This is a genomic window from Nonomuraea sp. NPDC026600 (genome assembly GCF_040638335.1).
Taxonomy (GTDB): Bacteria; Actinomycetota; Actinomycetes; order Streptosporangiales; family Streptosporangiaceae; genus Nonomuraea.
Genome location: NZ_JBEZYD010000010.1, coordinates 287,304 through 314,076, shown reverse-complemented (window position 1 = coordinate 314,076; position 26,773 = coordinate 287,304). Strand labels below are relative to the sequence as shown.

Here is a 26,773-nt window from a genome sequence, read left to right as displayed (position 1 = left end):
CTCCTGGATCAGGTGGGGGAGGGACACCCAGCCCTCGCCCGGATTGTGCTGGTCACCATCTTCGCGCTCCCGACGGGCGCGCGTCGCGACGCCGGCACCGGCCTGCTCGCCGAGACGGCCGTTCGTACACCGTGAGATCGACACGGCGAAGCGCTCGCGGGACGCCTACACCATGGCCAGATACTCAGCGAGCTCTTCCGCCGACGAGGTCGAGATCCCCACATACCCATCCGGCCTGACCAGCGTATGGCGCTCGTCGCCATACGGCTCGGCCGGCTCGTACACCCGCACCTCCGGCCCGTTCACCACGCGCGGCGCGGGATCAGGCGACAGCAGCGTGAAATGTGTCCCCCGCAGCAGGTCGAACATCCGCGCCTCGCTGCCGCCGGCCAGCCGCACCCGGCCGTCCGGCACCCGATCCCCGCCCCGCCGGGCCAGCGAGCCGCCCCGATAGCTCACCAGCAGTTGATGAGTCTCCTCGTCGCGCTTGTAGGACTTCTTGTCGTGCAGGTCGGTGCTGAGGCCGAGCACGCGGGCGGCGACCGGCCGGCGTTCCTCCTCGTACGTGTCGAGCAGCGCCTCCGGTGCGCCGGCGAGCACTCGGGCGAGCTTCCAGCCCAGGTTGTAGGCGTCCTGTACGCCGGTGTTGAGTCCCTGCCCACCCGCGGGCGAATGCACGTGGACGGCATCCCCGGCGAGAAAGACCCGGCCGGTCCGGTAGCTGTCGGCCAGGCGGATGTTCACCCGGTAAAGGGACGACCACCGCAGCTCGGTGATCCGAACCCCGCGCAGCATCGACCGTTCGGCGAAGAGCCGCTGGAAACCCGGCAGCGTCAGGTCCGGAACGACGCCCGGCTTCAGCGGCGCGAGCAGTTGGAAGGTGTCGGTGCCGGCCATCGGGTACAGCGCCACCATCCCCTTCCCGGGCCGGAACCAGACATGGATGTGATCCCGGCCGAGCCCCTCGACCCGCACGTCGCCGAGGACCATCCGCTCCTCGTCGCGGGTCTCCCCGGTGAAACCGATGCCGAGCGCCTTGCGTACGAGGCTCTTGCCGCCGTCCGCCGCGACCAGATAGTCCGCCCGCAGGGTCACCTCGGTGCCCATCCGGGCCGTCACCCCGCCCGCATCCTGCTCGAACCCGGTCAGCGTGGCGCCCTGCTCCACCTTGCCGCCCAGCTCGGCCAGCCGCTCACGCAGCACCGCCTCGGTGCGCCACTGCGGGTGCATCATCACCATCGGGTACGGCACCGCGTCCGTGGGGGCGGTGAGCTTGTGCATCCGGCCCTGGTACACCGGCACCCTGCCGATTCTGACCCGCAGCGGCGGGTAGAGCGTCGTGGCCGCCAGAACCCGGTCGATCACTCCCAGATCATCGAAAACCTCCTGCGTACGCGGCTGCAGCCCCTTGCCCTTGGAGCCGCCGGAGGGCTCCGGCGCCTGCTCCACGATGCGGCAGTCGACGCCGCGCCTGGCCAGATCCACGGCGAGGGTGAGCCCGGTGGGTCCGCCGCCGACAATGAGGACGTTCGTCTTCTCGGTCATGATGCGACCGTGTCACCCCGTACTGCCAGATCTCTGTCAGCATCAGGGCCGCCGCTGTCATCGCCCGCCGGAACACCGACCTCCCCATGGGCGCCATCGCCCGCGTCGACCGGCCTTGGGATACTTCCCCCATGTCCTCCGGCGTGTTCTCCGTGATCGCGATCCTCTTTGTCGTCCTCTACCTGGCGTGGATGATCGTCGCGAACCTGCCCCGCCGAGACCGGGCGACGTCCCACGGGCAGGCGGACCGCACGGGCATGGTCATCTACTGGAGGCCCGGCTGCAAGTACTGCATGCGGCTCCGCATGCGCCTGCGCTTCACCCCGCTCCGCTACGCCGAGGTGAACATCCGCCAAGACCCCGAGGCGGCGGCGTTCGTCCGCTCGGTCGCGGACGGGAACGAGACCGTGCCGACCGTGACCGTGGCCGGAAAGGCGATGGTGAACCCGTCGAAGGCTCAGGTGCTGGAAGCGATCAAGATGCACGCCCCGCACCTGGCCAGGGGCTGACGAACCGAGGCTTCTTCCCGCGGAAATAGGCCTTCGCCGACGGGACTGCCAGCAGGATGACGACGAGCAGCGAACCCAGGGTCGTCAGGGCGAGCTTCCCGATGTTCACGGGAAGGAGCCAGCCGGGCATGACGTGCACGGCCGCGTCGACCATGGCCCGCACATCGATACGCGCCAGCACCGGGTCGCCGGAGTTCTTGACGGAGGATTCGAGGACCTGAGCGGTGAACACCTGGCTGGGCACGATGAGGCAACCGGCGACGAAGAGGATCGGCTGCAAGATCCAGGACAGGGTCCGCCCGATCCGGCTCCCCTTCAGGTTGAGCAGCGCCAGGGTCGTCAGGACCAGGGCGATCCCCAGGGCGAGCGGTATCTCCGCGAGGTTCGCCCCGAAGCTGATGCCGTGCTCGGCCAGGACGGCAGCGGGAAGACCCTGCCGTACGACCTCGGCCTCGGCCGCCGCCTGAGCACCGGCCCCGTAGAAGAAGACGATGACGGATCCGCCCAGGAAGGGCACGGCGGTCAGCAGTTGCAGCGTCGCCGCGAAGACGACACCGCGCGGCCGACGCTTCTCCCGCACAGAAGCCGGATTGATCATGGCGTACCTCCGATTCGGGTGCCGCCAACAAGCGACTTGAACACTGTGCAAGTAGCGTAGGACATCACTTGAACACTGTGCAAGTCGCACTCGAACACTGTGCAAGACATGCCCTATCCTGGGAACATGCCGCGCGACACCCTGACCCGTGAGCAGATCGTCCGGGCCGCCATCGAGATCCTGGACACCGAAGGCGTGGAGGGTCTGAGCATGCGGCGCCTCGGCACCCGGCTCGGCTCCGCCGCGACGGCCGTCTACTGGCACGTCAAGAGCAAGGACGATCTCGTCGTACTCGCCGGCGACGAGGTGTGGGCCGAGGTCGAACTCCCCGACCCCGGCGAGGTCGGCTGGCGCACGGCGGCCACGGCGATGGCCCACGGCACCCGCGCGATGATCACCAGACACCCGTGGCTCGTGACGGCCATGAGCACCAATCTCATGTACGGCCCCGGCAAGGCACGCCGTGACGACCACTGCCTCGCCGTCTTCGAAACGGCCGGGTTCGTCGGCGTGCACGCGGACAACGCCAGCAAAACAGTCCTCACGTACATCCTCGGCACAGCCCTCAGCGAGGTGGCCGAGGCCACCTGGCGAGCCCGGCTACGCCGTAACGGCGGCAACGAGGAGGAGCAGGTAGGGGCCGCCATGGCCCAGGCGAGCGAGATCGCGATGCGCTTCCCGCGGCTCCGCGCCCGCCTCGAAGCATGGGAGGACGCCGACCCCGCCGGACCCCCTGACCAGAGCTTCGAGCTCGGCCTGGAGACCATCCTCGACGGCCTCGAAGCCCAGCTCGCCGCTCGGCCCCTGCCCGCCGGCTGAGGCGTGTATTCGTCCCCGGGATGAGTCGTCGAGGAACGTGATGCCGCAAGATGGCAGCTTCTAGCCGAGTATGAGCTTCTCGTCACCGAAGTCGGCGACTATTTCTAGTTTGCCGCCAAGGGCAGCGACATACGCGGCGAGCGTGCTTAGTTCGGTTCGGTCGATCTGCCCTCGTTCGATTGCGCTAACACGTGCTTGGCTAATTCCCATAACTCCAGCCAGTTCCCGCTGGGTGAGGTGGCGACGCTTGCGAGCCTCCGCGAGACGGTGGGCCCGCTCTTCGGCCAGCATCCGGTCACCGCGGCGCGCGACCTCAGCTTCGTCTTCAGGGCCGATCAACTCGCTGCGCAGGTCGTTCCAGTCAACGCTCATTGGATCCCCCCTTCTTCGGCGCCGTTTTCCATGGCTTTCACGTGCTCCCGATACCGGTCTTCAGCTTGCGGTATTGCTCTTGCGTACCAGCCGCACGCGCACGTCTTTGTGCACGTTGATGGTCCAGGTCGCCGGCGTGGCTCACCTCTTACAACGATAATATTGTACAATGCTTGTGTTGTTTTTGTCGACGGCGTCATGACAGGTCAGGCGCCCGCGCGCCGTAGCCGGAGCTGGGCTTCGTGCGCCAGCCGGTCGAGGACCCGCGCCCCGTCGGCCGCCAGCGAGGCCTTCTTGGCGTTGAACGCCCGCACCCAAAGCCCCGCCGCCCAGGCGATCTCGTGCTCCTCCGCCCCCTAACCGGCCGCGCCCGCGTAGACCGCCAGAAACCGGTCCGTCTCGTCGATCGTCGCGGCCTCCAACGGTCCGCCCGTCTCCGTGAACACGGCCGCCGCAGCTCCCGCGATGGCGGGCTCGGGCAGGCACACCACGCTGTCCCAGTCGTGTACGGCGTGCAGTTGATGGCCCTGCCAGCGGAGGTTCTGCGACTCCCAGTCCCCGTGGCCGATCACCGGCGCATGCCGTACGGCCAGCAGACGGTCGCGGACTCGGCGCCCGAGGTCGTCCAGCCAGGCAGGACCGGGACGGCTGTTGAGATCGACGTCCATGTCGTCCGGCCAGGGCCAGACGCCCGCCGAGCCGTGCGCCCAGCCGACCCACGGCGGCGCGGGCGCGACAGAGGAGATGGCATCGGGGGAGGGCGCCAGCCGCACGATCCGCGGCAGGCCGCCGCTTGAGCACCACAGCCCGGCCATCCGCCAGCTCGACACCCAGCACCACAGACAGATGACCGGTACGGAACAACTCACGGACCGGGACCGAGCCAAGCCACTTCTCACACCATGCCCGTACATCCATGAGATCACTGGATACCAACGATGGTCCTGGCATACTGCCCAAATGTCCGACTTCACCGCCTTCTTCGCCGCCGGACGTGACGCCCTCCTGTCGGGCCGCGCCACCCACGACCGGCCGATGGTGGAGGGAGCCGCTCGCTGGGGAGCCACCACGATCCTGCGGCCCGCCGGTACGGTGCTCGACCGGCTGGTGGAGCTGGCCCAGCAGGCGGGCGCGGTCGCCGGGCCCGGCCACTGGGCGCACGGCGCGGACTGCCTGCACGTCACGCTGCGCTCCCTGGAGCCTTACCGGGCCGTCATCCCGGAGGACGATCCGCTCCGGCGGGCCTACGCGGACGCTTTGCGGGAGGCGGCCGCGGGGCTGCCGCCGGTCCGGGTGGTGCTGCGGGGAGTGAGTCCCCATGCGGGCGGGGTGCTCGCCTGTGGCCATCCGGCCGACGACACGCTGGTCACCCTCCAGAAACGGTTCGCGCACGGGCTGGCCGCTCGCGGGCTGCGCGACTTCGAACGTGGCCGGGTGCGTGATCGCTGGTACGTCAGCCTCGTCCACTTCGCCGAGCCCGTGCCCGTGACGACGGCCGAGGCGATCGTCGCGTGGTGCGACGAGCGGGCCGACCTGCAGATCGGCGTCGCGGAGCTCGCCGCGGCCGAGATCGTCCAAGCCGTCCGCACCGGGACAGGTGTGCGGCTCGACACGCTGGAGCGGGTCCCGCTGAGGTGGGCGCCGGCGCGCGCCCCCGAGCCGCGCTGACGCCCACCGACCCACACCGCACGGCCCAAGACCACCGCACGGCCCAAGACCACCGCGCGGCCCCACGGACAGCGCCTACCGCACCAGCAGTGCGGTGACGAACTGCAGCAGATGCCAGGCCACGTAAGCGCTGAGCGAGCAGAACGCCCACTCCTTGGCCCGCGAGATCCGCGACACCCGCCGCAGCACCTCGACCGCCTCCCGCTGCGGCCGAGCCGTGATGGCCAGGAAGTACGCCGACACCAGCCAGGCCGCCCCCGACGCGGTCACCAGGCCGAGGGAGATGGCCAGCAGCGGTCCCGAGGCGGGCATCGGGTCAGCCGGCGAGAGGTCGGGGGAGAGCTGCCGGTACCAGAAGGCGAGCACTCCGGTCACTACGGAGACGGTGATCCGCCTGTCCTTGCGCCCCTGTCGCTTGAGCCAGTGCAGGTCTCGACGCGGCTGGTTTCTGAGCATCCGGTTCACCTCCGTTGGAGTAGCTGGTGAGACCAGCTAACGGCAGGAACCCGGTCAAGATCTGCGACCTCAGGTCGTAAAATTTACGACATTTGGCGGAGTTCGGCGGAGGCTTTCTTGAGTTCGAAGACGTCACCCACCTCCTCCAGGATGCGTACCGCCTCCCTCAGGTTGGCCACGGCCACGGCACGGTCGCCGGCCCGGTGGGCGATCAGGCCGATGGCCCGCAACGCGCAGCCCAGGTCGCGCCGGGTGCCGCAGACGAGATGCACGTCCTTGGCCTGCGACGCGAACGTCAGCGCCTCATCAGGCCGGTTCAGGTCGAGCAGGATCATGGCCAGCGTGGTGAGCGCCGCCGCCCAGCGGTCTTTGGTGGCGGTCTCGTTCTGCAACTCGACCGTCTCCCTGGCGTACTCAAGGGCGGCGGCCGTCTTACCCGCGACGTGCAGGGCCTGCGCGATCGACAGCAGCGCGCTGGCCTTGTTGTCGCGTACCTCCTCCCGGATCTCCAGCGACGCCTTGGCGGCGCGCAGCGCGTCCTTGTGCCGGTCCAGCGACAGGTACGTGTAGGCGAGCGTCTCCTGCACGTCCGCCTCGGCCCGGCGGTTGCTCATGCCCTGGACGAGGTCCAGCGCCTCCAGGGCGTGGACGAACGCGACCTGCGGCAACCCCTGGCGTCTCCGTACCCGCGCCAGCCGGTTGAGCATCCGGGCCTCCACGGGCAGGTCGTGGATCTCCCGGCTGATGGCGAGCGCCTGGTTGAGGTAGTCGTCGGCGCGCAGGTAGTCGGCCAGCCGCCAGTGCACCAGCCCGATGTCGCCGAGTGTCTCGGCGCGTCCCTGTTCGTGATGGAGCTCCCGTTGTACGACCAGCGCCTGTTCGTAGTGTTCGAGGGCCTCGTCGTAACGGGAGCCGTTGCGCGCGATGCGGCCCAGCGCGCACAGGGCCCGGCCGCATCCGTGCTGGTCGCCGGTGGCCGTGTACCCGGACAGGGCCCGCTCGGCGTCGCGCTGCGCGTCGTGCGGCAGCCGGAGCGAGTCGTAGATCTCGGCCAGGCAGAGCAGCGTCTCGGCCTCGCTGTGCTCGTCGCCCAGGTCGTGGCAGATCGCCAGGGCTTCCAGGCCCTCCGACAGGGCGGCGTTCAGCTCGCCCAGGTGGTGCTGGATCCGGGCCAGGATGATCAGGCTCTGGGCGGTGCCGTGCAGGTCGCCGAGCTGCTCGCGTACCTCCAGCGCCTGCCCGGCGTGGTGCAGCGCGAGCTCGTGCCGTTCCTGCGACAGGTGCAGGCGCGACAGCGAGTGCAGGCAGTCGGCCACCCCGGCCAGGTCGCCGATCTCCTCGTAAACCGCCAGGGCCTCGCCCGCGCACTTGAGCGCGTCCTCGCTGTTGCCCGCGATGCCGTGTACCTCGGCCAGGTCGTTCAGGGCGCGGGCCCGGCCCTCGCGGTCGCCGAGCGAGGTGAAGTCGGCCAGCGCCTCGCCGATGTAGCGGGCGGCCTGGGTGGACGGGCCGATGTCGCGGTGTATCGAGCCGAGATGGCTGCGCATCAGCGCGATCGCCCGCCGGTCGCCGATCCGCGCCGCCGAGTTGAGCCCGATCTGCTGGATCTCCAGGTCGTTCTGGTAGTAACGCAACCGCCTGAACGGCTCGAACGCCGCCTCGGCCAGCCGCCAGGCGGCGTGGTGCGCGCCGGTCTCCTCCGCCAGCCGGACGACGGAGACCAGCGAACGGCGCTCGGCCCCGAACCACGAGCGTGGTGTGTCCGGGTCGGTCGCCATGCCCAGGTAGTGGTCGAGCAGCCGGACCCTGGCCTCGCGCACGCCGGCCTCCGCGTGCCTGCCCAGCTCCCTGGCCAGCCGCTTGACCAGGTCGTGCACGCGATAGCGCGGCCCGGCCATCGGGTCGATGAGGTACGCCCGGTGCAGGCCCTCGACCGCGATCACCGCCTCGCCGACGGAGGTGCCGAGCGCGGCGGCCAGGACCTCGGGCGTGAAGTCCTGGCCGGGCAGCAGCCCGACGTGCCGGAAGGCGCGCCGCTGGGGCGGGGTGAGCGACTCGTAGGCCAGGTCGAGCGCGGAACGGAAGGCGTCCTCCGGGTCGCCGGAGAGCGGCTGCCGCAGGTCGGGCCCGCGCAGCTCGCGTACGCGCGACTCGACGCTGAGCCCGGGGTCCTCGGCGAGCTTGGCCGCCGAGATGCGCAGCGCGAACGGATGGTACGAGCAGACCCGGGCCAGCTCGGCCAGCGCGTCGCGGTCGGCGGCCCGCGGCGACTCCTCGCCGAGCACCGCGACCAGCAGCGCGACGGCGTTGCCCGGATCGAGCACGGACAGGTCCATCAGGTCGGCGTGTCCGGTGGCGCGGAGCGGGGCCATCCTGGTCCTGCTGGTCACCAGCACGACGCAGTCCTTGCTGCCCGGCAGCAGCGCCCGCACCTGCGCCGGGTCGGCGGCGTTGTCCAGGATGAGCAGCAGCTTCCGCCCCGCCAGCCGGCTCCGGTACAGCAGCATCAGCTCGGCCTCGTCGGAGGCGGGCATCTGCTCGCCGACGCCGAGCGAGCGCAGGATCTGCCCGAGTGCCTCGGCCGGAGTCATGGGCGGCTGGCTGGGCGACTGGCCGCGCAGGTCGATCACGATCTGCCCGTCGGGGAACCGTCGGGCCTGCTGGTGCGCCCAGCGCGTGACCAGCGCCGTCTTCCCCACGCCCGGTAACCCTTGAACGACCATCGTGTTCGGCCGGCGCGGCCGTTCCAGCCACGAGCTGAGCAGGTCGAGACTCTGCTGCCGCCCGGTGAAGTCGGACACGTCGGCAGGCAACTGAGCGGGCCGGGGCACCTCCCCGGCGGGCAACGCCTCGACCGGCGCGCCGGGCCGGGTCAGGAACGGGGTGACCCGCCCCTCCCAGGGAGCGGACAAGTGCTCCCAGGCCCCGGCGACGCCCCGCAACGCCGCAGGGTCGGAGATCCGCAGCCGCCGATACCCGGGCCGGACCAGCCAGCCCCGCCGAACCCACTGAGTGAGCTGCCGCTGCACCACGTCGGGCGCGCTGCCCACCAGATCGGCCAGCGTCTCCATGGACAGGGGCGGCGCCGACTCACCGGCCAGCCCGTAACGCTCGTCCAGGTGCAGCAGCCACACGGCCAGCCGCGCGGCGACGGGCGCCCGGGCCAGCGCCTCATGCCTGCGGGCGGCGACGTCCCTGGCGAACAGTTCCTGCACCAGCGCCATGGCCACGGCCGTATTGGCCGCGGCGTGTTCCCGCAACGTCCGGACATCGATCGGCCACGCCCGAACCTCGGTCAGCGCGTCGATCCGAACCCGCTCGGCCGGACTCCAGAACGCCAATTCCCCGACGAGATCACCGTCGGCCCGCAGATCGTGAATGCCTTCACGCTCGCCGCCCGCCAAATATTCCCGCGCATAGCCGTAATCGATGACAAATACTCGGTTGGCGGGCCGCAGTACAGAGCAAATACTTTCGTTACGCCGGAAAATCCGGGGCCGCGCGCCCTCTTCGACGAGCGACCGAAAGATCCCCACCCCGACACCACCCCCCTCGGGACGGCGGTGTCCGCGACGAAACAGCCCACACGACATGACAGCGACACGACCGCCAAGGGCCGTCCTGTCACATCAGTGGAACCCTGGCGACAGCACCTGTCAACCGCAGGCTACCCGGGCCGTGCCGTGAAGATCACGCGTGGGCCGGCTCCGTACGGTCGGGGACGAACCGGTAGCCCACGTTGCGGACCGTGCCGATCAGGGACTCGTACTCGGTGCCCAGCTTCGCGCGCAGCCGCCGGACGTGCACGTCGACCGTCCGGGTGCCCCCGAAGTAGTCATAGCCCCAGACCTCCTGCAGCAACTGGGCGCGGGTGAACACGCGGCCCGGATGCTGCGCGAGGTATTTGAGCAGCTCGAACTCCTTGAACGTCAGATCGAGCACCCGCCCCCGCAGCCGCGCCGTATAAGTCGCCTCATCAATGGACAGATCGCCACTGCGGATCTCGTCCGGAACGTCCTCGCCCTGGGTCGTACGGCCGATGGACATCCGCAGCCGTGCCTCCACCTCGGCCGGCCCCGCGCTGTCGAGCAGCACGTCGTCGACGCCCCACTCGGCGGTCATCGCGGCCAGCCCGCCCTCGGTGACGATCACCAGCAGCGGGCAGTCGATCCCCGTCGTGCGGATCAACCGGCACAGGCTTTTGGCCTGCACCAACTCCTTTCGGGCGTCGACCAGAACCGCGTCCGCGGGCGGCGTGTCGATCAGCGCGGACGCCTCGGCCGGCGAGACGCGGACCGAGTGGAGCAGCAACCCCAGCGCCGGTAGCACCTCAGCGGATGGCTCAAGGGCGTTGGTCAGCAGGAGCAGGTTGCTCATATCGGCCTCCTCAAACACACAAGGACCCGGGGGCTTCGTCGCCCAGGTCCTGTAGGCGAGGATATCCCACGCGAACGCCGCGTCCATTGCGCGTCCACCAGATGAACAGCGTAAACCGTGGTTCGCGGATGTTAACGCGGTCCCACAATGGAGCTGAGCCGAATGTGAGGTGGCTATGGCCACGGGAAAGGTACGTTATTGGGCCGCCGCGAAAGAGGCGGCCGGAGTGGCCGAGGAGCCGTTCGACGCGGTCACACTTGGCGAACTCATGACCAAAATCACACAAAATCGTGCTGAACTTGCCCGGGTGATCGGCCGTTCGTCCTTCCTGGTCGACGGCTCGCCGGTGGGCAAGCGGGCCCACGAGGAGGTGATCCTGAGCGACGGAGCGACGGTCGAGGTGCTGCCGCCCTTCGCCGGCGGGTGATCGGACGCTTGCCCGGGGCAGAGGCATCCCAGTCGATAGGCTCATGATCCCCCGTTGTGAGACAGGATGTCCGATGCGCAAACTGATCATTTTCCTGATCGTGCTGGTCGTTCTCCTCGCCGTCGTCGATCGAGTGGCGGTCGCCGGAGTGCAGCGCGATCTCGCCAACCGGATCGGTGCCGCGGCCGACCTCAACAGCACGCCGACGGTGACAATTGAGGGCATCCCATTTCTCACACAGGCAGTCTCCGGAAGGTATCCAGAGGTACGGTTCAATCTCGGCACTCTCACCTACGGGGGAGTTCCGGTGAAGAACCTGCAAGGCGTCGCCTACGACGTGACCGCTCCGCTGGCCGACGTGCTCCAGAACAGAGCCAACGTCCGGGCCGGGCGTCTGACCGTCCGCGGCACTCTGACCAGGGCGACGATCGACAAGTACGCGCCGCAGGGCGTCAAGATCTCCGGGAACGGCCAGCGGCTCGTCGCGTCGGGTGAGGTGACGGTAGGGGTGAGCAAGGTGAAGTTCAACGCGGAGCTGCGCGTTCAGGTCACCGACGGGGGTATCAAGCTCCAAGCGGAGAAGATCCAGGGCGTGCCCGCCGCGCTCGCGCAGTTCGTGACGTACACGATCCCGTTCAAGGGGAAGCTCCCGTTCGACGTGAAAGTAACAGGAGTGAAGAGCGTGACCGATGGATTGGAGTTCGCTGCCGAAGCGTCTGACGTGCCGCTCCGTGGATGACTTCGAACCGGTCAGCCCCGCCGTACGTGATGAGGGTGTGACTGCAGCCGACACCGCCGACGAGGAGCTGGTCAAGACCCTCTTCGACGAGCACGCTGGGCCACTTTACGGATACGTGCTGCGACTCACGGGCGACTCGGGACGAGCGGAGGACGTCGTGCAGGAAACGCTGCTGCGGGCCTGGCGGCATCCTGATGCCCTCACCGGCCGCCCGATTCGTGCCTGGTTGTTTACGGTTGCCCGTAATCTCGTCGTAGACCAGCACCGCGCCCGTAAGTCCCGCCCGCCCGAGACCGGTGATGAGGCGCTCGCCGTGCTGCCGGCGGACGACGAGCTGGAGCGGGCGGTCGAATCGTGGGCCGTGGCCGAGGCGCTGGCCGCGTTGCGGCCCGAGCACCGTGAGGTGCTGCTGGAGGTCTACTACCGGGGGAGATCGGTGAAGGAGGCGTCGGCCACGCTGGGCATCCCGCCGGGCACGGTCAAGTCACGCACCTACTACGCGCTGCGCGCGCTCAGGCTCGCGCTCGAGGAGCGAGGGCTGGCGCCGTGATGACGTGTGAGGAGGTCCGGCTGTCACTGGGCGCGCACGCGCTCGGCGCGCTGGAGCCCGAAGAGGCGATGGAGATCGACGTTCACCTGGCGACCTGCGAGGTGTGCGGAGCCGAACTCCTGGACATGGAGGGCGTCGCGTCCTTCCTCGGCAAGGTGTCGGAGCGCGACGTCGAGCTGGTCGCCAGCCCCCCGCGCCAGGTGCTCGACCGGCTGCTGAACGCCCGCGCCCGGCGCCGCAGGAGGGGCCGCGCGCTGCTGGCCGTGGCCGCCTCGGTCGCGGTGATGGCGGTCGGCGGCACGGTGTGGACGGCCTCCCAGCAGTCGAACGCCCACCAGACCTCCGCCGCCGCGCCCGCCACCACCGTCGCGTCGGCCGCGCCCCAGGAGAACTCGGCGTTCTCCGCACGGGACAGCGCGCCGAGTGACGCGCAACTCAAGTCCAAGGCGGGGCCGACGCCGAGGCCATCGGCGAGCCCGACGGCGCCCGGCCGCGAGTTCCCCGGCGAGAACGAGGCCAAGCGCTACTACGCGACCGTGGCGGCCTTCCCCGGCGACGACATGACCAAGCTGGCGGTGCGGGTCACGGGCGTGCCGATCGGCACGACGTGCCAACTGGTGGTGGTCGGCAGGGGCGGTGAGCGCGACTTCACCGAGAGCTGGACGGTCGACCGCGAGACCTACGCGGACAAGGCCGTCTTCCCCCGCCAGACCCGGATCCCGATGAACCACATCGCCAGGTTCGAGATCGTCGACACGGGCGGCAAGGTGCTCGTCAAGATTCCGGTCCCGACGCGGAAGTAATCCGACCCGCCCGAGGTTGCAGCAGAGAATGACAGGACTATGGGTGGTGCTGGCGACGCTGGCGCTCGGCTCGGTGATCGGGGTGGTACGGCTGCGCCGCGACGGCAGGGTGCGCGACACGGCTCAGGCGGACGGCCGCCTGGTCATGGCCGACCTCGGTGCGGACCTGGGGGAGCGGGCGACGCTCGTGCAGTTCTCGACGGCCTTCTGCCAGCCGTGCCGGGCGACCCGGCGGGTGCTGGCCGACGTCAGCGAGCTCGTGCCCGGCGTGGCGCATGTCGAGATCGACGCCGAGTCGCGGCTGGATCTCGTCCGGCGGCTCGACATCATGCGTACGCCGACGGTCCTCGTCCTCGACAGCACAGGAAACATCGTGAAAAGGGCCTCCGGCCAGCCCCGCAAGGCGGACGTCCTCGCTGCCCTGGCAGGGGCCGTGTCTCACGTTTCGTCTCAAAACCCGGACGACATGTGACAGATGGCGAGACGGCGGGTAGTGTCATCGCCATGAACCCATCGACAGAGCTGCTGACGAAGCGGCGCGCGGTTGATTTCTGCCGCGTCGCCACCGCGCTCTGTCGCGCTGCCTGAGGACGGTCTCGCGCGGACTTCCGATCCGCCCCAATCCGACCCCCTTCAGGAGCATCCTTCGATGCGTGCCGACCCTAGAGCGCTGCGTTTCAGCGCGATCATCACAACTGTGGTCCTCGCCCTCGTCCTGGTGACGGGGAGCGTCTGGCCGCCGGCCGCGCCGGTGCTGCTCGCCGCTCAGGCGCTGGTCTTCGCACTCGGCGTGGCACACCGCTCGCCGTACGGGATGTTTTACAAGGCGTTCGTCAAGAGCGCTCCGAAGGAGACAGAGGACGCCCGCCCGCCCCGCTTCGCGCAGGGTGTCGGGCTGGTCTTCGCGGTCGCGGGCCTGGTCGGATACCTCGCCGGGATCACGCCGCTGGCCCTCGTGGCCACGGCTGCGGCTCTCCTCGCCGCCTTCCTCAACGCAGCCTTCGGATTCTGTCTTGGCTGCGAAACGTATCTGCTGATTCGCCGTCTACTGCCCGCCGCCAAATTGGAGGTTCCCCAATGAGCCGCTCCGCCGTCCTGGTGGATGCCGAATGGGTCGAGGCCAACCTCGACACCCCCGGCGTCGTCCTCGTCGAGGTCGATGAAGACGCCAGTGCCTATGACAAGGGCCACATCCGTGGCGCCGTGAAGGTCGACTGGCAGAAGGACCTTCAGGACCCGGTCCGCCGCGACTTCGTGGACAAGACCGGCTTCGAGACGCTGCTGTCCGAGCGCGGCATCTCCAACGACGACACCATCGTGCTTTATGGCGGGAACAACAACTGGTTCGCCGCCTACGCCTACTGGTACTTCAAGCTCTACGGCCACGACAACGTCAAGCTGCTCGACGGCGGGCGTAAGAAGTGGGAGCTCGACTCGCGCGAGCTGGTCAGGGACGTGCCGCAGCGCGCCAAGACCTCCTACGTGGCCCAGGAGCAGGACCTCGCCATCCGCGCCTTCCGCGATGACGTGGTCGCCGCGATCGGCAAGCTCAACCTGGTCGACGTCCGCTCTCCCGACGAGTTCACCGGCAAGCTGCTCGCCCCGGCCCACCTGCCGCAGGAGCAGGCGCAGCGCGCGGGTCACGTGCCCACCGCTCGCAGCATCCCGTGGTCCAAGGCGGCCAACGACGACGGCACGTTCAAGACCGACGACGACCTGCGCACGCTCTACGGCGAGGCGGGGGTCAACTTCGACAAGGACACCATCGCCTACTGCCGCATCGGCGAGCGTTCGGCGCACACCTGGTTCGTGCTGCACGAGCTGCTCGACCAGGCGAACGTGAAGAACTACGACGGTTCGTGGACCGAATACGGCTCGCTCGTGGGCGTGCCGATCGAGTTGGGAGAGGCCCGCTGATGAGCACCACTCAGACCGCACAGAACGCGCAGACCGCGCCGGGTTGCGGAGCTCCGGAGCAGACCATCGCGCTGCCCGCGGGGATCGATCTGGCCAACCAGGCCGTGATCCAGGGCGTCGTGACGGGCGCCGGCACCGCGTACGCGCGGCTGCTCGACCACTCCGGCGAGTTCACCGGCGAAGTCGTCGTGTCGGACGAGGGCGTGTTCCGCTTCTTCGCCGCACCGGGCGAGTGGACCGTGCGCATCATCGCCGGCGGCGGCGTCACGCGTGACGTCCAGGTCGAGGCGAGGCTGGGCGAGGTGTCCCAGCTGGCCGTCGCCGTCTGATCCGGCCGTCTCCAGAAGAGGCTCGCGTCCGACTTCGGGCGCGGGTCTTTTCGCGTGTTGCGGCGCTTTCCAGCCATGGCCGGTCGAGCGTGCAACCGAATCCGCGCCGGCGGTGTTCTACCTGGTGTGAGTGACATCGACTGCCTCGACCCGGTGCGGAAGGCGCTGCTCGACGACCTCGATGAGGGGTTCGCCGAGCTGTTCAGCGTCCATCGCGGCGTGGTGTTCTCGACCGCGTTGCGGCTGAGCGGTCGGTGGGCCGACGCCGAGGACCTCACCGCTGAGACGTTCCTGCGTGCCTACCGGGCCGTGGCCGGCTATGAGCGGGACCGGATCGCCGCGTTGCAACCGCGGGCTTGGCTCCTGACCATACTGCTGAACATCTGGCGGAACTGCGCCCGTGCCAAGTCCAGGAAGCCGCCACCCGATCTGCGTGAGGAGCCGGTCGATACCGTTGATCCACGGGAGAGCGTCGAGGACACGGCGGCGCGGCGTGAGACCGGTGACGAGCTCGCCGAGTTGCTCGGCATGCTGCCCGACGAACAGCGGGTGGCCGTCGTGCTCCGGCATGTCGTCGATCTGCCGGTCAGTGAGATCGCCACGGTGCTCAGGATTCCGCAGGGCACCGTCAAGTCGCACGTGTCGCGGGGGCTGAAGCGCCTGCGCGCACTAGGAGGTGCCCGATGACTCAGGATCCGCTGCTCGCCGGACTCGCGGCCCTGGCCACGGACGCGCCCGACGGGCTGCTCGACCGGATCGCCGCGCGCTGGGTGACGGCGCCGGGCCCGCTCGGGGAGGTGTCCGTCGCGTTCACCGATCAGGGCATCGCCTACGTTCATCTGGGCGACGGCTTCGCCGCCGCCTTCAGGGCCCGCGCCGGACGTCCGTTGCTGCCCGCCGACCGGCCGCCCGCCGGGCTGGTGCCCGCACTGCGTACCGGACGGTCCTCGGGGATCGCGCTCGACCTGAGGGGGCTGAGCGACTTCCAGCGCGACGTCCTGCTCGCCGCCCGGACGATCCCCCGGGGCGAAGTACGGCCCTACGCCTGGGTCGCGGCCCAGGTGGGCAGGCCCAAGGCGGTGCGCGCGGTGGGCGCGGCGCTGGGTGCGAACCCGGTCCCGCTGCTCGTCCCGTGCCACCGGGTGACCAGGTCCGACGGGGTGGCGGGCGACTACGTGTTCGGAGCGGCGGCCAAGGAGCGGCTGCTACTGGCCGAGGGCGTGGATCTGGACGCGCTGCGCGGGCTGGCGCGGGAGCGGGTGTTCTACCTGGCCAGCGACACCACCGGTGTGGTGTGCTTCCCGACCTGCCACAACGCCCGGCGCATCACCCCCGCGCACCGGCACGGCTTCCGCAGCCTCGCCCAGGCTCAGGAGGCCGGCTACCGGCCCTGCCGGACGTGCAGACCCGCACTGGCCGCCTGACGCCCCTCAGGGGCGGGCCGGCGTCGGGTAGCGCATCAGCAGCGAGGCCCTGACCTCTTCCGGGCCGACCGCGCGGTAACTGTGCGGGACGTCCGAGAGCCACGAGATGTGGTGGCCCGGTCTCGCCGTGAGCGGCGCGTCCGCCGGGCCCGCGATCAGCGTGCCGCTGAAGACCGTGAGGTGCTCGCTCACGCCTGCGAGATGCGCGGCCGAGGTCTGGGTGATGCCGGGCGGGATGCGCAGCCGGTACAGCTCGTAGGTCACCCACTCGTCCTCGAACAGCTCCAGCAGCGCCGCCTCGATCGCCGTGCCACGCATGATCTGCGGCGACGGCGGCGTGTCGAGTATCGCGCCGATCGGCACGCCGAGCTGGGAGGTGATGGCCCAGAGCGTCTCCAGCGTCGGGTTGCGCGTGCCTGTCTCCACGCCCGACAGAGTCGCCTTGCCGATGCCGGCGCGATTGGCCAGCTCGGACAGCGAGACGCCGGCCGCCTGCCGCAGCACCCGCACTCGCTCCCCGACCACGCGCGGATCTGTGTCCAGTGCGGGCCGCGATTCCATGCCGCCATGGTCCCTCAGAATCCCGCTGGATTGTGCCGGGCTCCCGGGGTTTGTTGTCACCATTTTGCGCTGATCATTCCGGTCCGGTTCGGGAAGGGCGTCGAACGATCATCATGCCTGATAGGCGCATATGTCGACATGTCTGTAGGATCCCGTGGGTGTCCGCGTTGTCAGGAGTGATGGCTCCGTCCCGGTCCATGCCCGTACCAGGGCAGGGATCGATGCCGTCGCCGTTCTCGCTGCCCTTGCACGCGCTCCGTATCGCAGGGAAGTGCGCGCTACCGCTGATCGCCTGGTTCTCGGCCGGTCAGGCGGTGCGCTTCGCGCTGCTCTATGTCGGCACTGAGATCTCTCATGGAGATGCCCGGCAGTTCCGTCTGGTCGCGACCATCGCGGTGCTGACGCTCATCGTCATGGCGTCGATGACGGTCACCGCGGGCATGCTGTGGTCGCTGCGTGGCGCGCTCTGGGAGATCGGCGCCCGGCGGGCGTCGGGCGAGGAGGACGAGCGCTACTGGGTCTCGATGAACCGTGTCGCCCCGGCTTTCGCGGTCATCTATCTGACCTGGGGGTTTCATGTCGAGGATGCCCGGGACTTCGTACAGACCGACTTCCTGCACAACATCGACGACTTCATCGACGGCAGTGTCCTCGGCACGGGCAGCACGGTCGGGCGGGGGCTCATCGACCTCGACTGGCGGATCTCGCTCGCCCTGATGGTCGTGGCGTTCCTGCTGCGCATGCTGTTCAGCAGAATGGTGGAGCGGGGGGACGGAAAGATCTCCGGGCTGGCCACGGCGGTGTCCGAGTTCGCCTTCGTGTTCTTCGGCTTGAACGCCACCTTCGTGCTGGCCAACGCGCGCTCCGACTGGGTCTCGCACCGCGCCGCCGTGTCCACCTCCGGGCAGCTCGTGTCGCAGGCCGAGCAGAGCATCCCGGGTTGGGAGGGGTTCTGGGGAGCGGTCGGTGATGTCTGGCCGTACATCGTGGACGGTGTCCTCATCCCGCTCACCTGGCTCACGGTGGCGGTGCTCGTCTTCGGCACGTACGCCGACGACGCCCGTACGATGCTCCGCGACACCCGCTTCGAGAAGGGGATCGACAAGCTCTACTCGACCCACTCGCTCACCCAGAAGTCGGTCGAGCGGATCACCGGCGGCTTCCAGGAGCGCTGGGTCCCCCTGGCCAACTCCTTCAGGCAGACGCTGACGGGCGGCATGGCGCTGTTCGGGATGATGTGCCTGTGCTACGTGTCGCTGCACGTCGGCGCGGAGTACGCGATGCGCGGCGTGCGGACGCTGATCGGGTCGAAGACGGAGTGGTTCTGGATGGCCATCGGTCCTCCCATCGACTTCGTCAAGAACCTGCTCGTCACGGTCCTGACCATGGCCCTGCTGGCCGCCGCGTTCGACATCGCGGCCACGCGCGGCCGCCGGATGGCGCCGGCGCCCGCCCTGCCCGACGGCCGGATGGGCGCCCGCGCCTGAATCGCCGGACGGGGCGTCAGCGCTTGAAGCGCAGCACGTCCTGCTCCGGTTCCGTCTTCGTGGTCATCAGTTTGCTCGTGGGGATGTCCGCGCGGTAGTTGCTCGGCGTGAGCAGCAGCTCGACCTCGGCCGCCTGCGCTTGCGGCACCCGGGCATAGGCCGTCATCCGGTACGGCTTGCCGATCTCCATCTTCTCGATCGGCGTCGTGTCGTCGACGACGAGGGCCACCCAGGTACGGCCCTGGCGATCGGTCACGAAGAGTTCTTTGGGCTTGGCCGTCTTGACCGCGCCGTCCGCGTCGACGGCCGACCGGACGATGTCGATCTTGGCGTAGACCGTCCCCGGCTGGGGCTTGTCACCGGGCAGCTGCTGCACGGTCTCCAGCGTGGACTTCCAGGTGACGTGCTTGACCGTGACGGACTGCCCCACCGGCACCACCTGCTCTCGCATCGGCGAAGACTGCCCCGACCGGACCAGGTAGACGTGGTAGCGGTCGTAGGTCAGCGCCCCGAGCGCCACGACCAGCGCGGCCGCGGCGCCAACCGCCGTCAGCACGGGCCGGCGCCGGCGCGGCGGCGGAGCCACGGCGGCCGGGACCTCGACGGTGGGCGGTTCCACGGGTGGGGGCGGTTCCACGGGCAGGGCAACCGGAGGGGGCGGTTCCACGGGAGGGGCTACGGAAGGGGGCGGTTCTACGGTGGGGGGCTGCTTGAGGGGCCGGGGTAGCGGCCCGGCGCTGGGGATGGCCGGGAGCGGCTGGGTGGAGCTCTCCACCGTGGCTTCCACCCGCCTGGGCGGCCACACCTGCTGGTCGGGAGGGACGACCCGCGGCACGGCGCGCGACGGGGCGACCGGACGCCGCCGCCGCGGCCTCGACTGAGGCTGAGCTGGGGGCTGACGCTGGGGGTCCGGATTCTGGCTGGGCGGAGGGGAGAACCAGCCGCGGTCGTCTGTGCTCATCAGCTCTTCTTCAGGGTGTAGACATCGCTGGGCGCCGACTTGAGCCGGGCCGCCGCCGGGCCGTCGATACCCAGGTCGACCTCGGCCTCCGGCTCGAAAGGCTCGACCAGCGCCGTTCCGGGCAGCTTGAACACGACCCGCGCGCCTTCGAGCGCCGAAGGGGGGACCTCGAAGACGAAGTAGCCGTTGACCCAGAAGCCCGGCTGTACCCAGGGGTTGGCCAGCGTCTCGGCGGGCTCGATCTTGTCCGTGGCGTCGTAGGCGACGCCGTCCGGGGTCAGCAGCGCGGGCGTGCCCAGGTGCATGGGCTTGGTGTCCGAGGTCGCGGACGCCTGGACGACCAGGAACAACTGCTCGGTCTCCACCTTCCCGGACACGCCCTGCACGGCGCGCGCCGAGGCGACCGAGTTGACGCGCACCGCGAACCTGCCCGCGTTCACGTCCTGGCCCTTGGCGCCGACGGTGGTGATGGGCGCGTCGATCTCGTTCGGGGTCAGGTTGAGCGTCTGGAGGCCGACGGCGCCGCCCAGCAGCACCAGGCCGGCGAGGGCGCCGAGCACGCGGGAGCCGCCCGGCCGGCGGGAACGGGAGCCACGGCCGCGTGGGCGGCGGGGAGCCGTCGCGGTCATGTCGCCTCCGCGCCGTGCACCGGGAGCGTCACCTGGGCCTGGACGACGGGGAGCCGGACGTCGTCCTCCTCTTCCGAGACCAGGTTCCAGTGAGAGCTCGGATCGTTGAAGCCCGGCTCGTAGGCGAAGCTCCCCACGTCCAGCGTCACCTTCTTCGGCGGCGTGGCCGCCTTGTCCAGGTCGTACCGGAGGATGACCGTGGTCGGGACGCCCGGCTGGAGCTGGCCGGTCTTCGCGTTCTTCGACAGGCCGTAGACCGACGGCACACCCTTCACCTGGACCCGCGGGGTCACCTTGACCAGCGACCCGGCGAAGCTCGTCAGCGAGATCGCGCGCTCCGGCTTGTCCGGCGGAAGGCCGACCATGGCCGTGGCCTTGCCTTGGTTCGTCACCTTGAAGACCAGCTCCACGAAGCGCTTGTCGGTATCCCAGGCGGCTGTGGCCTTCTGCGTGCTCACCTTGGCCGCCACGAACTGGGTGCTGAACTGTCCCTGGTCGAGCACCGCTCCCTCACCGTACTGGGGAGGCGCGGGATCGGGAACCTCGGCGAAACCGCCGAGCAGGGCGGTGATGCCGAGGGCGGTGACCGCCACCAGGGCCACTGCGGGCACCACTACCGGGCGTTTGGGTTTGTCGCTGCCGCCGGAGGGTTCCGTCATGGGTAAGGATGGTAATAGGTCACGCTTGCCCCATCTGCCGCTAGCCTCCCATCTGGCTGGTCTAATTGCCGAGAACCTTGCCGCAGCAGGGGGTGTAGCTCATACGCTGTCACGAAGCGGAGGGTCAGCCCCCACTAACCACATATCGCGGCCGGAGGGTCACGTGGCGGACGTGCATCCCGAGCATGCGCAGCTCCAGGCGGACCGCATCTACCTGGGCTGGCAGTACATCCTGCTGCACCCTGATCCGGGACCGCCGCCGAAGCGCCCCTCGCCCGCCGAGGAGGAGGCCACCTCCGAGGCGGCCGACCAGGAGCTGCTGCGCCGCGAACGCTTCCAGGAAGACCTGCTCAACCGCCCCGTGCGGGTGTTCAGGGTGTTCATGGTCATCCTCACGGTGCTGATACTCGGGCTGGCCGTCGCCGGCCTCCTGCGGTGGTCGTTCGCCCTGCTGGGCCTGGTCGCGGCCGGCGGCGTGGCGGTCATCTGCAGCTACGCGCTCGTCCAGGGCGACCGGGCGGTCCGCTACCGGGTGACCGAGCAGCAGGCCCGCGACGACCGGCAGCGCCAGGAACGTGACAAAGAGCTGTTCCGCGCGCAGGAGGAGCACGCCCAGCGCTACCGCGAGTGGCAGGAGGTCAAGGAACGCCACGACCGCCAGCTCACCTGGTACGCCGTGGCCGTCCCCGACGAGATCGACCGCATCGACGTGGCGGGCGGCACGCTGCCCGGCTGGTCGGCGCTGATCACGCTGCTCGGCGCCACCCGCCTCTACAGCGGCGGCCACCTCACCGTGCTCGACCTGTCCGAGGGCGCGATCGCCAAGGACCTGATCGAGTTGGCCCGCCGGGGCGGCGACGACCCGCTGGTCTGGGTGCTGCCGACGGATCTGCCCCGGCTGGACCTGGGCGCGACGTTGAAGCCTGAGGCGTTCGCCGACGTCCTCGCCCACGTGGTCAGCGTGAGCGAGGAGCACCGCACCACGCGCGACCTCAGCTTCGACAACGCGATCCTCGAACGGGTGCTGGAGGTGCTCGGCGAGAACGCCACGATCAACCAGGTCACTGCCGCGCTGCGGGCACTCGCCCAGGTCGGCGACCCGCGCGACGACCTGAGGTTCGGGCTGATCACGGCGAGCCAGCTCGAACGGATCGGCACGCTGTTCGGGCGCGGTGTCAGCGACCGCGTGGTGATCGAGCGGGCCTGGGCCCTGGAGTCGCAGCTGCGCAAGCTGGAGACGCTCGGCACGGAGGCCGTACGCCTGCCGCCGGCCAGGCTCAGGGTGGTGAGCATGGACCGGCAGGCCGGCGTGTTCGGCAACCGGGTGCTCGGCACCTACGTGGCCACCGCGCTCACCCACATCCTGCGCCAATCGCCCGCCTCCGACCGGCCCTGGTATCACACGATCATCGTGGCGGGCGCCGACAAGCTCCGCGGCGACGTGCTCGACCGGCTCATGGACGCCTGTGAGACGTCCAGGACCGGCCTGGTCCTGACATACCGGAGCCTGACCCCGACCGTGCGGGAACGGCTCGGCAGGGGGCACGCGGCGGTGGCGTTCATGCGCCTGGGCAACGCCGAGGACGCCCGGGTGGCCAGCGAGCACGTCGGCACCGAGCACCGCCTGGAGCTGGCCCAGCTCACCGAGACGATCAGCGACTCGATCCCCGGCCTCGACGGCGGCTACACCTCGACGATCTCCCAGGTCGAGGATGCCTCGGGGGCGCGCGACGACAACCGTACGGACCTGGCGGAGGACCTCGCAGAGTCGACCGAGTGGGGCAGGACGGCCGACAAGATCGCCGAGAAGGAGCGGGTGCTGCAGCGTTCCCGTGAGTTCCTCGTCGAGCCGCATCAGCTCCAGCAGTTGCCCACCACGTCCGTGATCGTCACTGACGCGACCGCGCAGGGCCGCCGGGTCCGTCTTGCCGATGCGAACCCGGCAATCCTCACATTCCCCAAGACCACGCTCGGCGAGCTGGAGGACGTCCGGGAGGCCGTACTCGCGATCGACGGCAAGGGCGGAGACGGAGACGGCGAGCCGCCGCCGAACCTCGGGCCGCCGCCGCCACGCCTGGACTGGCGCAAGGACAGGTAATGACATGGTCAATGTCAAGGTGACGTGCGGACGGTCGGCGGGACTTTACTAACAACCGTCTGTGGGGGAATGAAATGCAGCCGAGTGTCTCGCTGAGCGGGCCCTGGTACCGAATCCAGTCGATCGCGGCACCCTCGCGAAGCTCGTCGGCGGAGTGGGACTTCGTCACCGTGCTGCCCGCCGTGTTGTCCGCGGCGCAACGTGACCGGCCGTTCGTCATCGGCTGGCTCTCCCGCGGTTCCGGTGCGCCGCTGGAGCTCATCACCAACGCCGGGCCGCTGTCGCCGCCGCGCCAGCCGCGCCGCGCCACGGACGCGCCGGGGGTGCCGGCCGGTCCGCAGCCGCTGCTCTTCCCCGGCGGGGCGCGCGGGGTGCAGCTCGACGAGGAGTACCTGGCCGACCTCGCCGACCTGGTGTGGACGCCGTGCCCGGGACGGCAGGCGCCGCCGCTCGGCGGCCGGCGTGAGTTCGGCGGGTTCGAACCTGATGAGCTGAAGCGGCCGACGCTGTTCGAGTCGACGCTGGTCACGCTCATGTCGAGGCCGTTCGCGTGGCTGGTGGTGGCCGAGCCGACCGACCTGCTCGACGCCGAGGTCGCGCACCTGCGTACGCAGCTCAACGTGCTCAGGCAGTACGGCGACGCCTCCGAGCGCAGCAGGTTCGACGCCGAACGGGCCGAACGCCGCATGCAGGAGCTCGACGCCTTCCGCGAGGCCGGGCTCTGGAACGTCCGCGTGCTGGCCGGCGGCGCCACGGCCGAGGAACTACGGCAGATCGCGCCGGTCCTGGTCGGCTCCGTGGAGATGAGCCACCATCCATACCGGCTACGCAGCGCCCAGGGCGCCGTCTACGGCCTGTCGGAGGCGCTCGGCCTGACCATGCAGGACCCGGCCGACGGCGCGGCCGCCCCCTTCGCCGCCACCGCCGGGGCGCTCGCGGCGCTGGCCGGGCTGCCCAGGCGGGAGGTGCCGGGCGTACGGGTGCTCGACTCGGGGTTCTTCGACGTGACCTCCGAGGCCGAGGAGGGCGAGCTGGACCTGGGCGAGATCCTCGACGGGCAGGACCGGTGCGTGGGCTCGTTCCGGGTGCCGCTGAGCACGCTCAACAGGCACGCCTTCGTCACCGGGGCCACCGGCTCGGGCAAGTCGCAGACGGTCCGGCACCTGCTGGAGCAGCTCAGCAGGGCCGGCATCCCGTGGCTGGCGATCGAGCCCGCCAAGTCCGAGTACGCCGCCATGGCCGGCCGCCTCGAGCCGCTGAGCACGCGCGAGCCGCTCAGTACGCGCGAGCCGCTGGGCATCCTCGAACCGCTGGGCACGCGCGAGCCGGGTTCGAGGGCGGCGGCCGTCGATGCCCGGTCGGTCACCGTGATCAACCCGTCGGCGCCCGCGGGCGTGCCGTTCAGCATCAACCCGCTGGAACCCGAGCCCGGCTACCCCGTCCAGGCCCACATCGACATGGTGCGGGCGCTGTTCATGGCGGCCTTCGACGCCGAGGAGCCGTTCCCGCAGATCATGTCGCTGGCCCTGCAGCGCGTCTACGAGGCCACCGGCTGGGACGTGGTCACCGGCGGCGCCGTGCCGGGCTCCAAGGTGCCGCCCAGCGTGCCGACCCTCGAACTGCTCCAGCAGCACGCCATGGACGTGATCAAGGAGATCGGCTACGGCCGCGAGGTCCAGGCCGACGTCGAGGGCTTCATCTCGCTGCGGCTGCGCTCGCTCCGAGTCGGCTCGGCCGGACGCTTCTTCGAGGGCGGTCACCCGGCCGACATCGGCGGCCTGCTGGAGCGCAACGTGGTGCTGGCGATCGAGGACGTGGCCAACGACGAGGACAAGGCGTTCCTGATGGGCACGCTGATCATCCGCATCGTCGAGCACCTGCGGATGCGGGCCAGGCAGGAGAAGTCCACCGGCCTGCGTCACGTCATCGTCATCGAGGAGGCCCACCGGCTGCTGCGCGACCGCGGCACCGGCCGCGCCTCCACCCACGCGGTCGAACTGCTGGCCGGCATGCTCGCCGAGATCAGGGCCTATGGCGAGGGCATCGTGGTGGCCGAGCAGATCCCCACCAAACTCGTCACCGACGTGGTGAAGAACACCGCGCTGAAGGTCGTCCACCGCCTCCCCGCCGAGGACGACAGGCAGCTCGTCGGCGCGGCCATGAACCTCAGCGAGGAACAGTCCCGCCACGTCGTCTCCCTGCAGCCGGGATCCGCCGCGGTGTTCGCCGACGGGATGGACCGCCCGCTACGCGTCCGGGTGCCGCTCGGCGAGTCCCGCGAGCGGCTCCTGGCCGGCCCGCCTCCGCCGATCCGGGGCCGAAGATCGGCGGCCTGCGGCAGCCAGTGCCGTACCGGGCAGGCATGCACGCTGGTCGAGCTGCGCGAGGCCGACGTCCTCGCCGACGCCCCCGACTGGGCCTGGCTGCGCATCTGGTGCGACACGGTCGTCCTGGCCTTCGTGAGCAACCGGCCGCTGCCCGGCGTACCGCGCGTTCTGGCCGCCGCCTGGTCCGAGCTGCCGGCCAGGCGCAGGGAGTGCCTGCTGGCCACCCTGATCGAACGATCGGTGCAGCGCCGGGCCTGGTCGCTGCGGAGCTGGTTCGACCCGGCCCTGCTCACCGAGAAGGCCGCGGAGACGGCCACACGGCTGCTGTCCGCCGTGGAGAGCGGCGGCGAGCGCCCCGGCGCCTCCTGGGTCATCCCACAGGTGCGCTGGCTGCACGAGGTCGACAGACTCTTCCCGTACGGCCGGCCGGCCCCGAACCTCCACAGCCCCGCACCCCCGATGGAGTACGCCCTGTTCCGCAACGCCCCCAACGGCGGCTCCGCCGAACTCCTGCACTCGGAGCTGCTCGGCCACCGGGCCAAGGCACTGCGGCACCACCCGCTGTCCATGGAGGTCGACCACAACAGGGCACTGGCCTGGCGGGTCATCCTGGGCGACGACGAGAACGACAGCGTCCAGCGCGACATCTCCACGGTCGCGATCGGCGTCGACCCTTCGGCGCGGCTACGGCACGTGGGGCAGACCATGGGGGCCGGGTGGCTCGAAGGGGTGCTGTCATGGCCGCGCCGCTTCGTCCTGCCCTTCGACCGAGACGGCGCCCCGGAGCTCTCCTTCGCCGAGCCGGGCTGAACCGCGCGCCTGTGACGGAATGAGGCCGGCTCAGCTACTCCACGGCCTTCTGATCCCCCAAGGAAGCTGAACCTTGGCTGCCCCCGACTTCCCGGTGACCAGTTCGAAGGCCGGCTGGCTGAGATTCAATTGATTCGGCGCACAGCTCGAGCAGCGCCCGCCGATCCGGAATTTATAGACCTTGCCCTGGTAGTCGACCCTGACCAATTTCCGGCACATGGGATCATTGCTGGACTTGTCGGCAGTCCAGTATGCGGCCGGCGCACTGGCGATCGCCCAGGCAGCCGGGTCCACCTTGGCTCCGCAGGCGCGGTAGTTGGCCAAGGAGTCGTCATGGGTGATGACGCCCTTTTTGACATTTGCCGGTGGAGTATCGCCATAGGCGGCAGGAACAGCCAGTGCCGACAGTGCGCAGGCGGTCAGCGTTGCCGCCACGACGACGTTACGGCCAAGGGTTTTCATCGAAGACCTTTCTTGGAATGCGATGGTCGTGATCACCATGCAATCATCAGATTATGCCGATAGCGCGCAAGGTGGCTAAGACGCCACGGCGGTTCCGAACCGAGTTTCCTTCACGAACCATCGTGGTCCTTCTCCCCGGGACGCCATTCCAGTAATTGTCCGGCTCAAGCCGGCCGAAAGGGTGAATTGCCGCCTATTATTAACCGCTCGGTCCGGAATCGGTCGGTCCGCCACGGCCAGACCATG

29 protein-coding genes are annotated in these 26,773 nt (G+C 69.7%); 17 read left to right on the top strand and 12 right to left on the bottom strand.

Translation table 11 applies throughout. The features are described 5' to 3' along the window. Window positions 1-165: 165 nt before the first annotated feature. Window positions 166-1,545, bottom strand: a complete 1,380-nt coding sequence (locus AB0F17_RS25160; protein WP_358026967.1) for an FAD-dependent oxidoreductase — start codon at window positions 1,543-1,545, stop codon at window positions 166-168. A 131-nt stretch (window positions 1,546-1,676) separates the two neighbouring features. Between AB0F17_RS25160 and AB0F17_RS25155 the strand changes: the two genes are divergently transcribed. Continuing rightward, the gene (locus tag AB0F17_RS25155; RefSeq protein WP_358026964.1) at window positions 1,677-2,054 is read left to right on the top strand and encodes a glutaredoxin domain-containing protein; all 378 of its coding nucleotides are present in this window, start codon (window positions 1,677-1,679) and stop codon (window positions 2,052-2,054) included. On the opposite strand, the gene AB0F17_RS25150 is transcribed toward AB0F17_RS25155, so the two are convergent. Further along, window positions 2,020-2,652, bottom strand: coding sequence for a hypothetical protein (locus tag AB0F17_RS25150; RefSeq protein WP_358026961.1), 633 nt, complete (start codon window positions 2,650-2,652; stop codon window positions 2,020-2,022). The two genes, AB0F17_RS25155 and AB0F17_RS25150, sit on opposite strands and share 35 nt — an antisense overlap. 126 nt (window positions 2,653-2,778) lie before the next feature. On the opposite strand from AB0F17_RS25150, the gene AB0F17_RS25145 reads away from it, so the two are divergent. Then, window positions 2,779-3,471 carry a TetR/AcrR family transcriptional regulator gene (locus AB0F17_RS25145; RefSeq protein WP_358026958.1) on the top strand — a complete coding sequence of 231 codons (693 nt, stop codon included), beginning with the start codon at window positions 2,779-2,781 and terminating at the stop codon, window positions 3,469-3,471. Between the two features lie 60 nt (window positions 3,472-3,531). On the opposite strand, the gene AB0F17_RS25140 is transcribed toward AB0F17_RS25145, so the two are convergent. After that, window positions 3,532-3,843, bottom strand: coding sequence for an XRE family transcriptional regulator (locus AB0F17_RS25140; protein WP_358026955.1), 312 nt, complete (start codon window positions 3,841-3,843; stop codon window positions 3,532-3,534). Window positions 3,844-4,199: 356 nt separating this feature from the next. After that, on the bottom strand, window positions 4,200-4,673 hold the full coding sequence (locus AB0F17_RS25135) for a hypothetical protein (protein WP_358026952.1): 474 nt from the start codon (window positions 4,671-4,673) through the stop codon (window positions 4,200-4,202). Window positions 4,674-4,803: 130 nt separating this feature from the next. On the opposite strand from AB0F17_RS25135, the gene AB0F17_RS25130 reads away from it, so the two are divergent. After that, window positions 4,804-5,511 carry a hypothetical protein gene (locus AB0F17_RS25130; RefSeq protein WP_358026949.1) on the top strand — a complete coding sequence of 236 codons (708 nt, stop codon included), beginning with the start codon at window positions 4,804-4,806 and terminating at the stop codon, window positions 5,509-5,511. A gap of 75 nt (window positions 5,512-5,586) precedes the next feature. Here AB0F17_RS25130 and AB0F17_RS25125 read toward each other — a convergent pair whose 3' ends face one another. From AB0F17_RS25125 to AB0F17_RS25115, 3 genes are all read right to left on the bottom strand, one after another. Then, window positions 5,587-5,967 carry a hypothetical protein gene (locus tag AB0F17_RS25125; RefSeq protein ID WP_358026946.1) on the bottom strand — a complete coding sequence of 127 codons (381 nt, stop codon included), beginning with the start codon at window positions 5,965-5,967 and terminating at the stop codon, window positions 5,587-5,589. Between the two features lie 83 nt (window positions 5,968-6,050). Continuing rightward, complete coding sequence (locus tag AB0F17_RS25120) at window positions 6,051-9,308, bottom strand: tetratricopeptide repeat protein (protein ID WP_358026944.1); 3,258 nt, start codon at window positions 9,306-9,308, stop codon at window positions 6,051-6,053. Between the two features lie 349 nt (window positions 9,309-9,657). Next, on the bottom strand, window positions 9,658-10,344 hold the full coding sequence (locus tag AB0F17_RS25115; protein WP_358026941.1) for a response regulator transcription factor: 687 nt from the start codon (window positions 10,342-10,344) through the stop codon (window positions 9,658-9,660). Between the two features lie 175 nt (window positions 10,345-10,519). Between AB0F17_RS25115 and AB0F17_RS25110 the strand changes: the two genes are divergently transcribed. The 10 genes from AB0F17_RS25110 (at window position 10,520) to AB0F17_RS25065 (ending at window position 16,533) form a co-directional block, all read left to right on the top strand. Continuing rightward, a complete protein-coding gene (locus AB0F17_RS25110) occupies window positions 10,520-10,771 on the top strand; it encodes a MoaD/ThiS family protein (protein WP_358026938.1) in 252 nt (83 codons plus the stop codon). 73 nt (window positions 10,772-10,844) lie between these two features. Then, complete coding sequence (locus AB0F17_RS25105) at window positions 10,845-11,510, top strand: DUF2993 domain-containing protein (RefSeq protein WP_358026935.1); 666 nt, start codon at window positions 10,845-10,847, stop codon at window positions 11,508-11,510. A 37-nt stretch (window positions 11,511-11,547) separates the two neighbouring features. Next, on the top strand, window positions 11,548-12,060 hold the full coding sequence (locus AB0F17_RS25100; RefSeq protein ID WP_214642240.1) for a sigma-70 family RNA polymerase sigma factor: 513 nt from the start codon (window positions 11,548-11,550) through the stop codon (window positions 12,058-12,060). After that, complete coding sequence (locus AB0F17_RS25095) at window positions 12,060-12,863, top strand: zf-HC2 domain-containing protein (protein WP_358027076.1); 804 nt, start codon at window positions 12,060-12,062, stop codon at window positions 12,861-12,863. The genes AB0F17_RS25100 and AB0F17_RS25095 overlap by 1 nt, the downstream gene beginning before the upstream one ends. A 145-nt stretch (window positions 12,864-13,008) precedes the next feature. Then, window positions 13,009-13,335 (top strand): thioredoxin family protein, encoded by a 327-nt coding sequence (locus AB0F17_RS25090; RefSeq protein ID WP_358027073.1) that lies wholly within the window; start codon window positions 13,009-13,011, stop codon window positions 13,333-13,335. Window positions 13,336-13,512: 177 nt separating this feature from the next. Continuing rightward, complete coding sequence (locus AB0F17_RS25085) at window positions 13,513-13,944, top strand: DUF4395 domain-containing protein (protein WP_358026933.1); 432 nt, start codon at window positions 13,513-13,515, stop codon at window positions 13,942-13,944. Continuing rightward, window positions 13,941-14,780 (top strand): sulfurtransferase, encoded by an 840-nt coding sequence (locus tag AB0F17_RS25080; protein ID WP_219534654.1) that lies wholly within the window; start codon window positions 13,941-13,943, stop codon window positions 14,778-14,780. The genes AB0F17_RS25085 and AB0F17_RS25080 overlap by 4 nt, the downstream gene beginning before the upstream one ends. Continuing rightward, window positions 14,780-15,109: a DUF1416 domain-containing protein gene (locus AB0F17_RS25075; protein ID WP_358026930.1), complete on the top strand. Its 330-nt coding sequence runs from the start codon at window positions 14,780-14,782 to the stop codon at window positions 15,107-15,109. Before AB0F17_RS25080 ends, AB0F17_RS25075 begins: the two co-directional genes overlap by 1 nt. A 126-nt stretch (window positions 15,110-15,235) precedes the next feature. Continuing rightward, window positions 15,236-15,796, top strand: a complete 561-nt coding sequence (locus AB0F17_RS25070; RefSeq protein ID WP_358026927.1) for an RNA polymerase sigma factor — start codon at window positions 15,236-15,238, stop codon at window positions 15,794-15,796. Continuing rightward, window positions 15,793-16,533, top strand: a complete 741-nt coding sequence (locus tag AB0F17_RS25065) for a methylated-DNA--[protein]-cysteine S-methyltransferase (protein ID WP_358026924.1) — start codon at window positions 15,793-15,795, stop codon at window positions 16,531-16,533. The genes AB0F17_RS25070 and AB0F17_RS25065 overlap by 4 nt, the downstream gene beginning before the upstream one ends. A gap of 6 nt (window positions 16,534-16,539) precedes the next feature. Here AB0F17_RS25065 and AB0F17_RS25060 read toward each other — a convergent pair whose 3' ends face one another. After that, the gene (locus AB0F17_RS25060; RefSeq protein ID WP_358026921.1) at window positions 16,540-17,094 is read right to left on the bottom strand and encodes an XRE family transcriptional regulator; all 555 of its coding nucleotides are present in this window, start codon (window positions 17,092-17,094) and stop codon (window positions 16,540-16,542) included. A 221-nt stretch (window positions 17,095-17,315) separates the two neighbouring features. Between AB0F17_RS25060 and AB0F17_RS25055 the strand changes: the two genes are divergently transcribed. Continuing rightward, the gene (locus AB0F17_RS25055) at window positions 17,316-18,581 is read left to right on the top strand and encodes a hypothetical protein (protein WP_358026919.1); all 1,266 of its coding nucleotides are present in this window, start codon (window positions 17,316-17,318) and stop codon (window positions 18,579-18,581) included. A gap of 16 nt (window positions 18,582-18,597) precedes the next feature. Here the strand turns inward: AB0F17_RS25055 and AB0F17_RS25050 are convergent, their stop codons facing one another. Continuing rightward, window positions 18,598-19,200: a hypothetical protein gene (locus AB0F17_RS25050; protein ID WP_358026917.1), complete on the bottom strand. Its 603-nt coding sequence runs from the start codon at window positions 19,198-19,200 to the stop codon at window positions 18,598-18,600. A 91-nt stretch (window positions 19,201-19,291) separates the two neighbouring features. Between AB0F17_RS25050 and AB0F17_RS25045 the strand changes: the two genes are divergently transcribed. Next, window positions 19,292-19,462: a hypothetical protein gene (locus AB0F17_RS25045; protein WP_358026915.1), complete on the top strand. Its 171-nt coding sequence runs from the start codon at window positions 19,292-19,294 to the stop codon at window positions 19,460-19,462. Window positions 19,463-19,541: 79 nt separating this feature from the next. On the opposite strand, the gene AB0F17_RS25040 is transcribed toward AB0F17_RS25045, so the two are convergent. Further along, the gene (locus AB0F17_RS25040) at window positions 19,542-20,171 is read right to left on the bottom strand and encodes a hypothetical protein (protein WP_358026913.1); all 630 of its coding nucleotides are present in this window, start codon (window positions 20,169-20,171) and stop codon (window positions 19,542-19,544) included. Then, on the bottom strand, window positions 20,168-20,830 hold the full coding sequence (locus tag AB0F17_RS25035) for a hypothetical protein (RefSeq protein ID WP_358026911.1): 663 nt from the start codon (window positions 20,828-20,830) through the stop codon (window positions 20,168-20,170). The genes AB0F17_RS25040 and AB0F17_RS25035 overlap by 4 nt, the downstream gene beginning before the upstream one ends. Before the next feature lie 163 nt (window positions 20,831-20,993). On the opposite strand from AB0F17_RS25035, the gene AB0F17_RS25030 reads away from it, so the two are divergent. Both AB0F17_RS25030 and AB0F17_RS25025 read left to right on the top strand, forming a co-directional pair. Then, on the top strand, window positions 20,994-22,928 hold the full coding sequence (locus AB0F17_RS25030) for a hypothetical protein (RefSeq protein WP_358026909.1): 1,935 nt from the start codon (window positions 20,994-20,996) through the stop codon (window positions 22,926-22,928). A gap of 74 nt (window positions 22,929-23,002) precedes the next feature. Further along, window positions 23,003-26,065, top strand: a complete 3,063-nt coding sequence (locus AB0F17_RS25025; protein ID WP_358026906.1) for an ATP-binding protein — start codon at window positions 23,003-23,005, stop codon at window positions 26,063-26,065. Window positions 26,066-26,095: 30 nt separating this feature from the next. Here AB0F17_RS25025 and AB0F17_RS25020 read toward each other — a convergent pair whose 3' ends face one another. After that, the gene (locus AB0F17_RS25020) at window positions 26,096-26,566 is read right to left on the bottom strand and encodes a hypothetical protein (protein WP_358026904.1); all 471 of its coding nucleotides are present in this window, start codon (window positions 26,564-26,566) and stop codon (window positions 26,096-26,098) included. Between the last annotated feature and the right edge of the window lie 207 nt (window positions 26,567-26,773).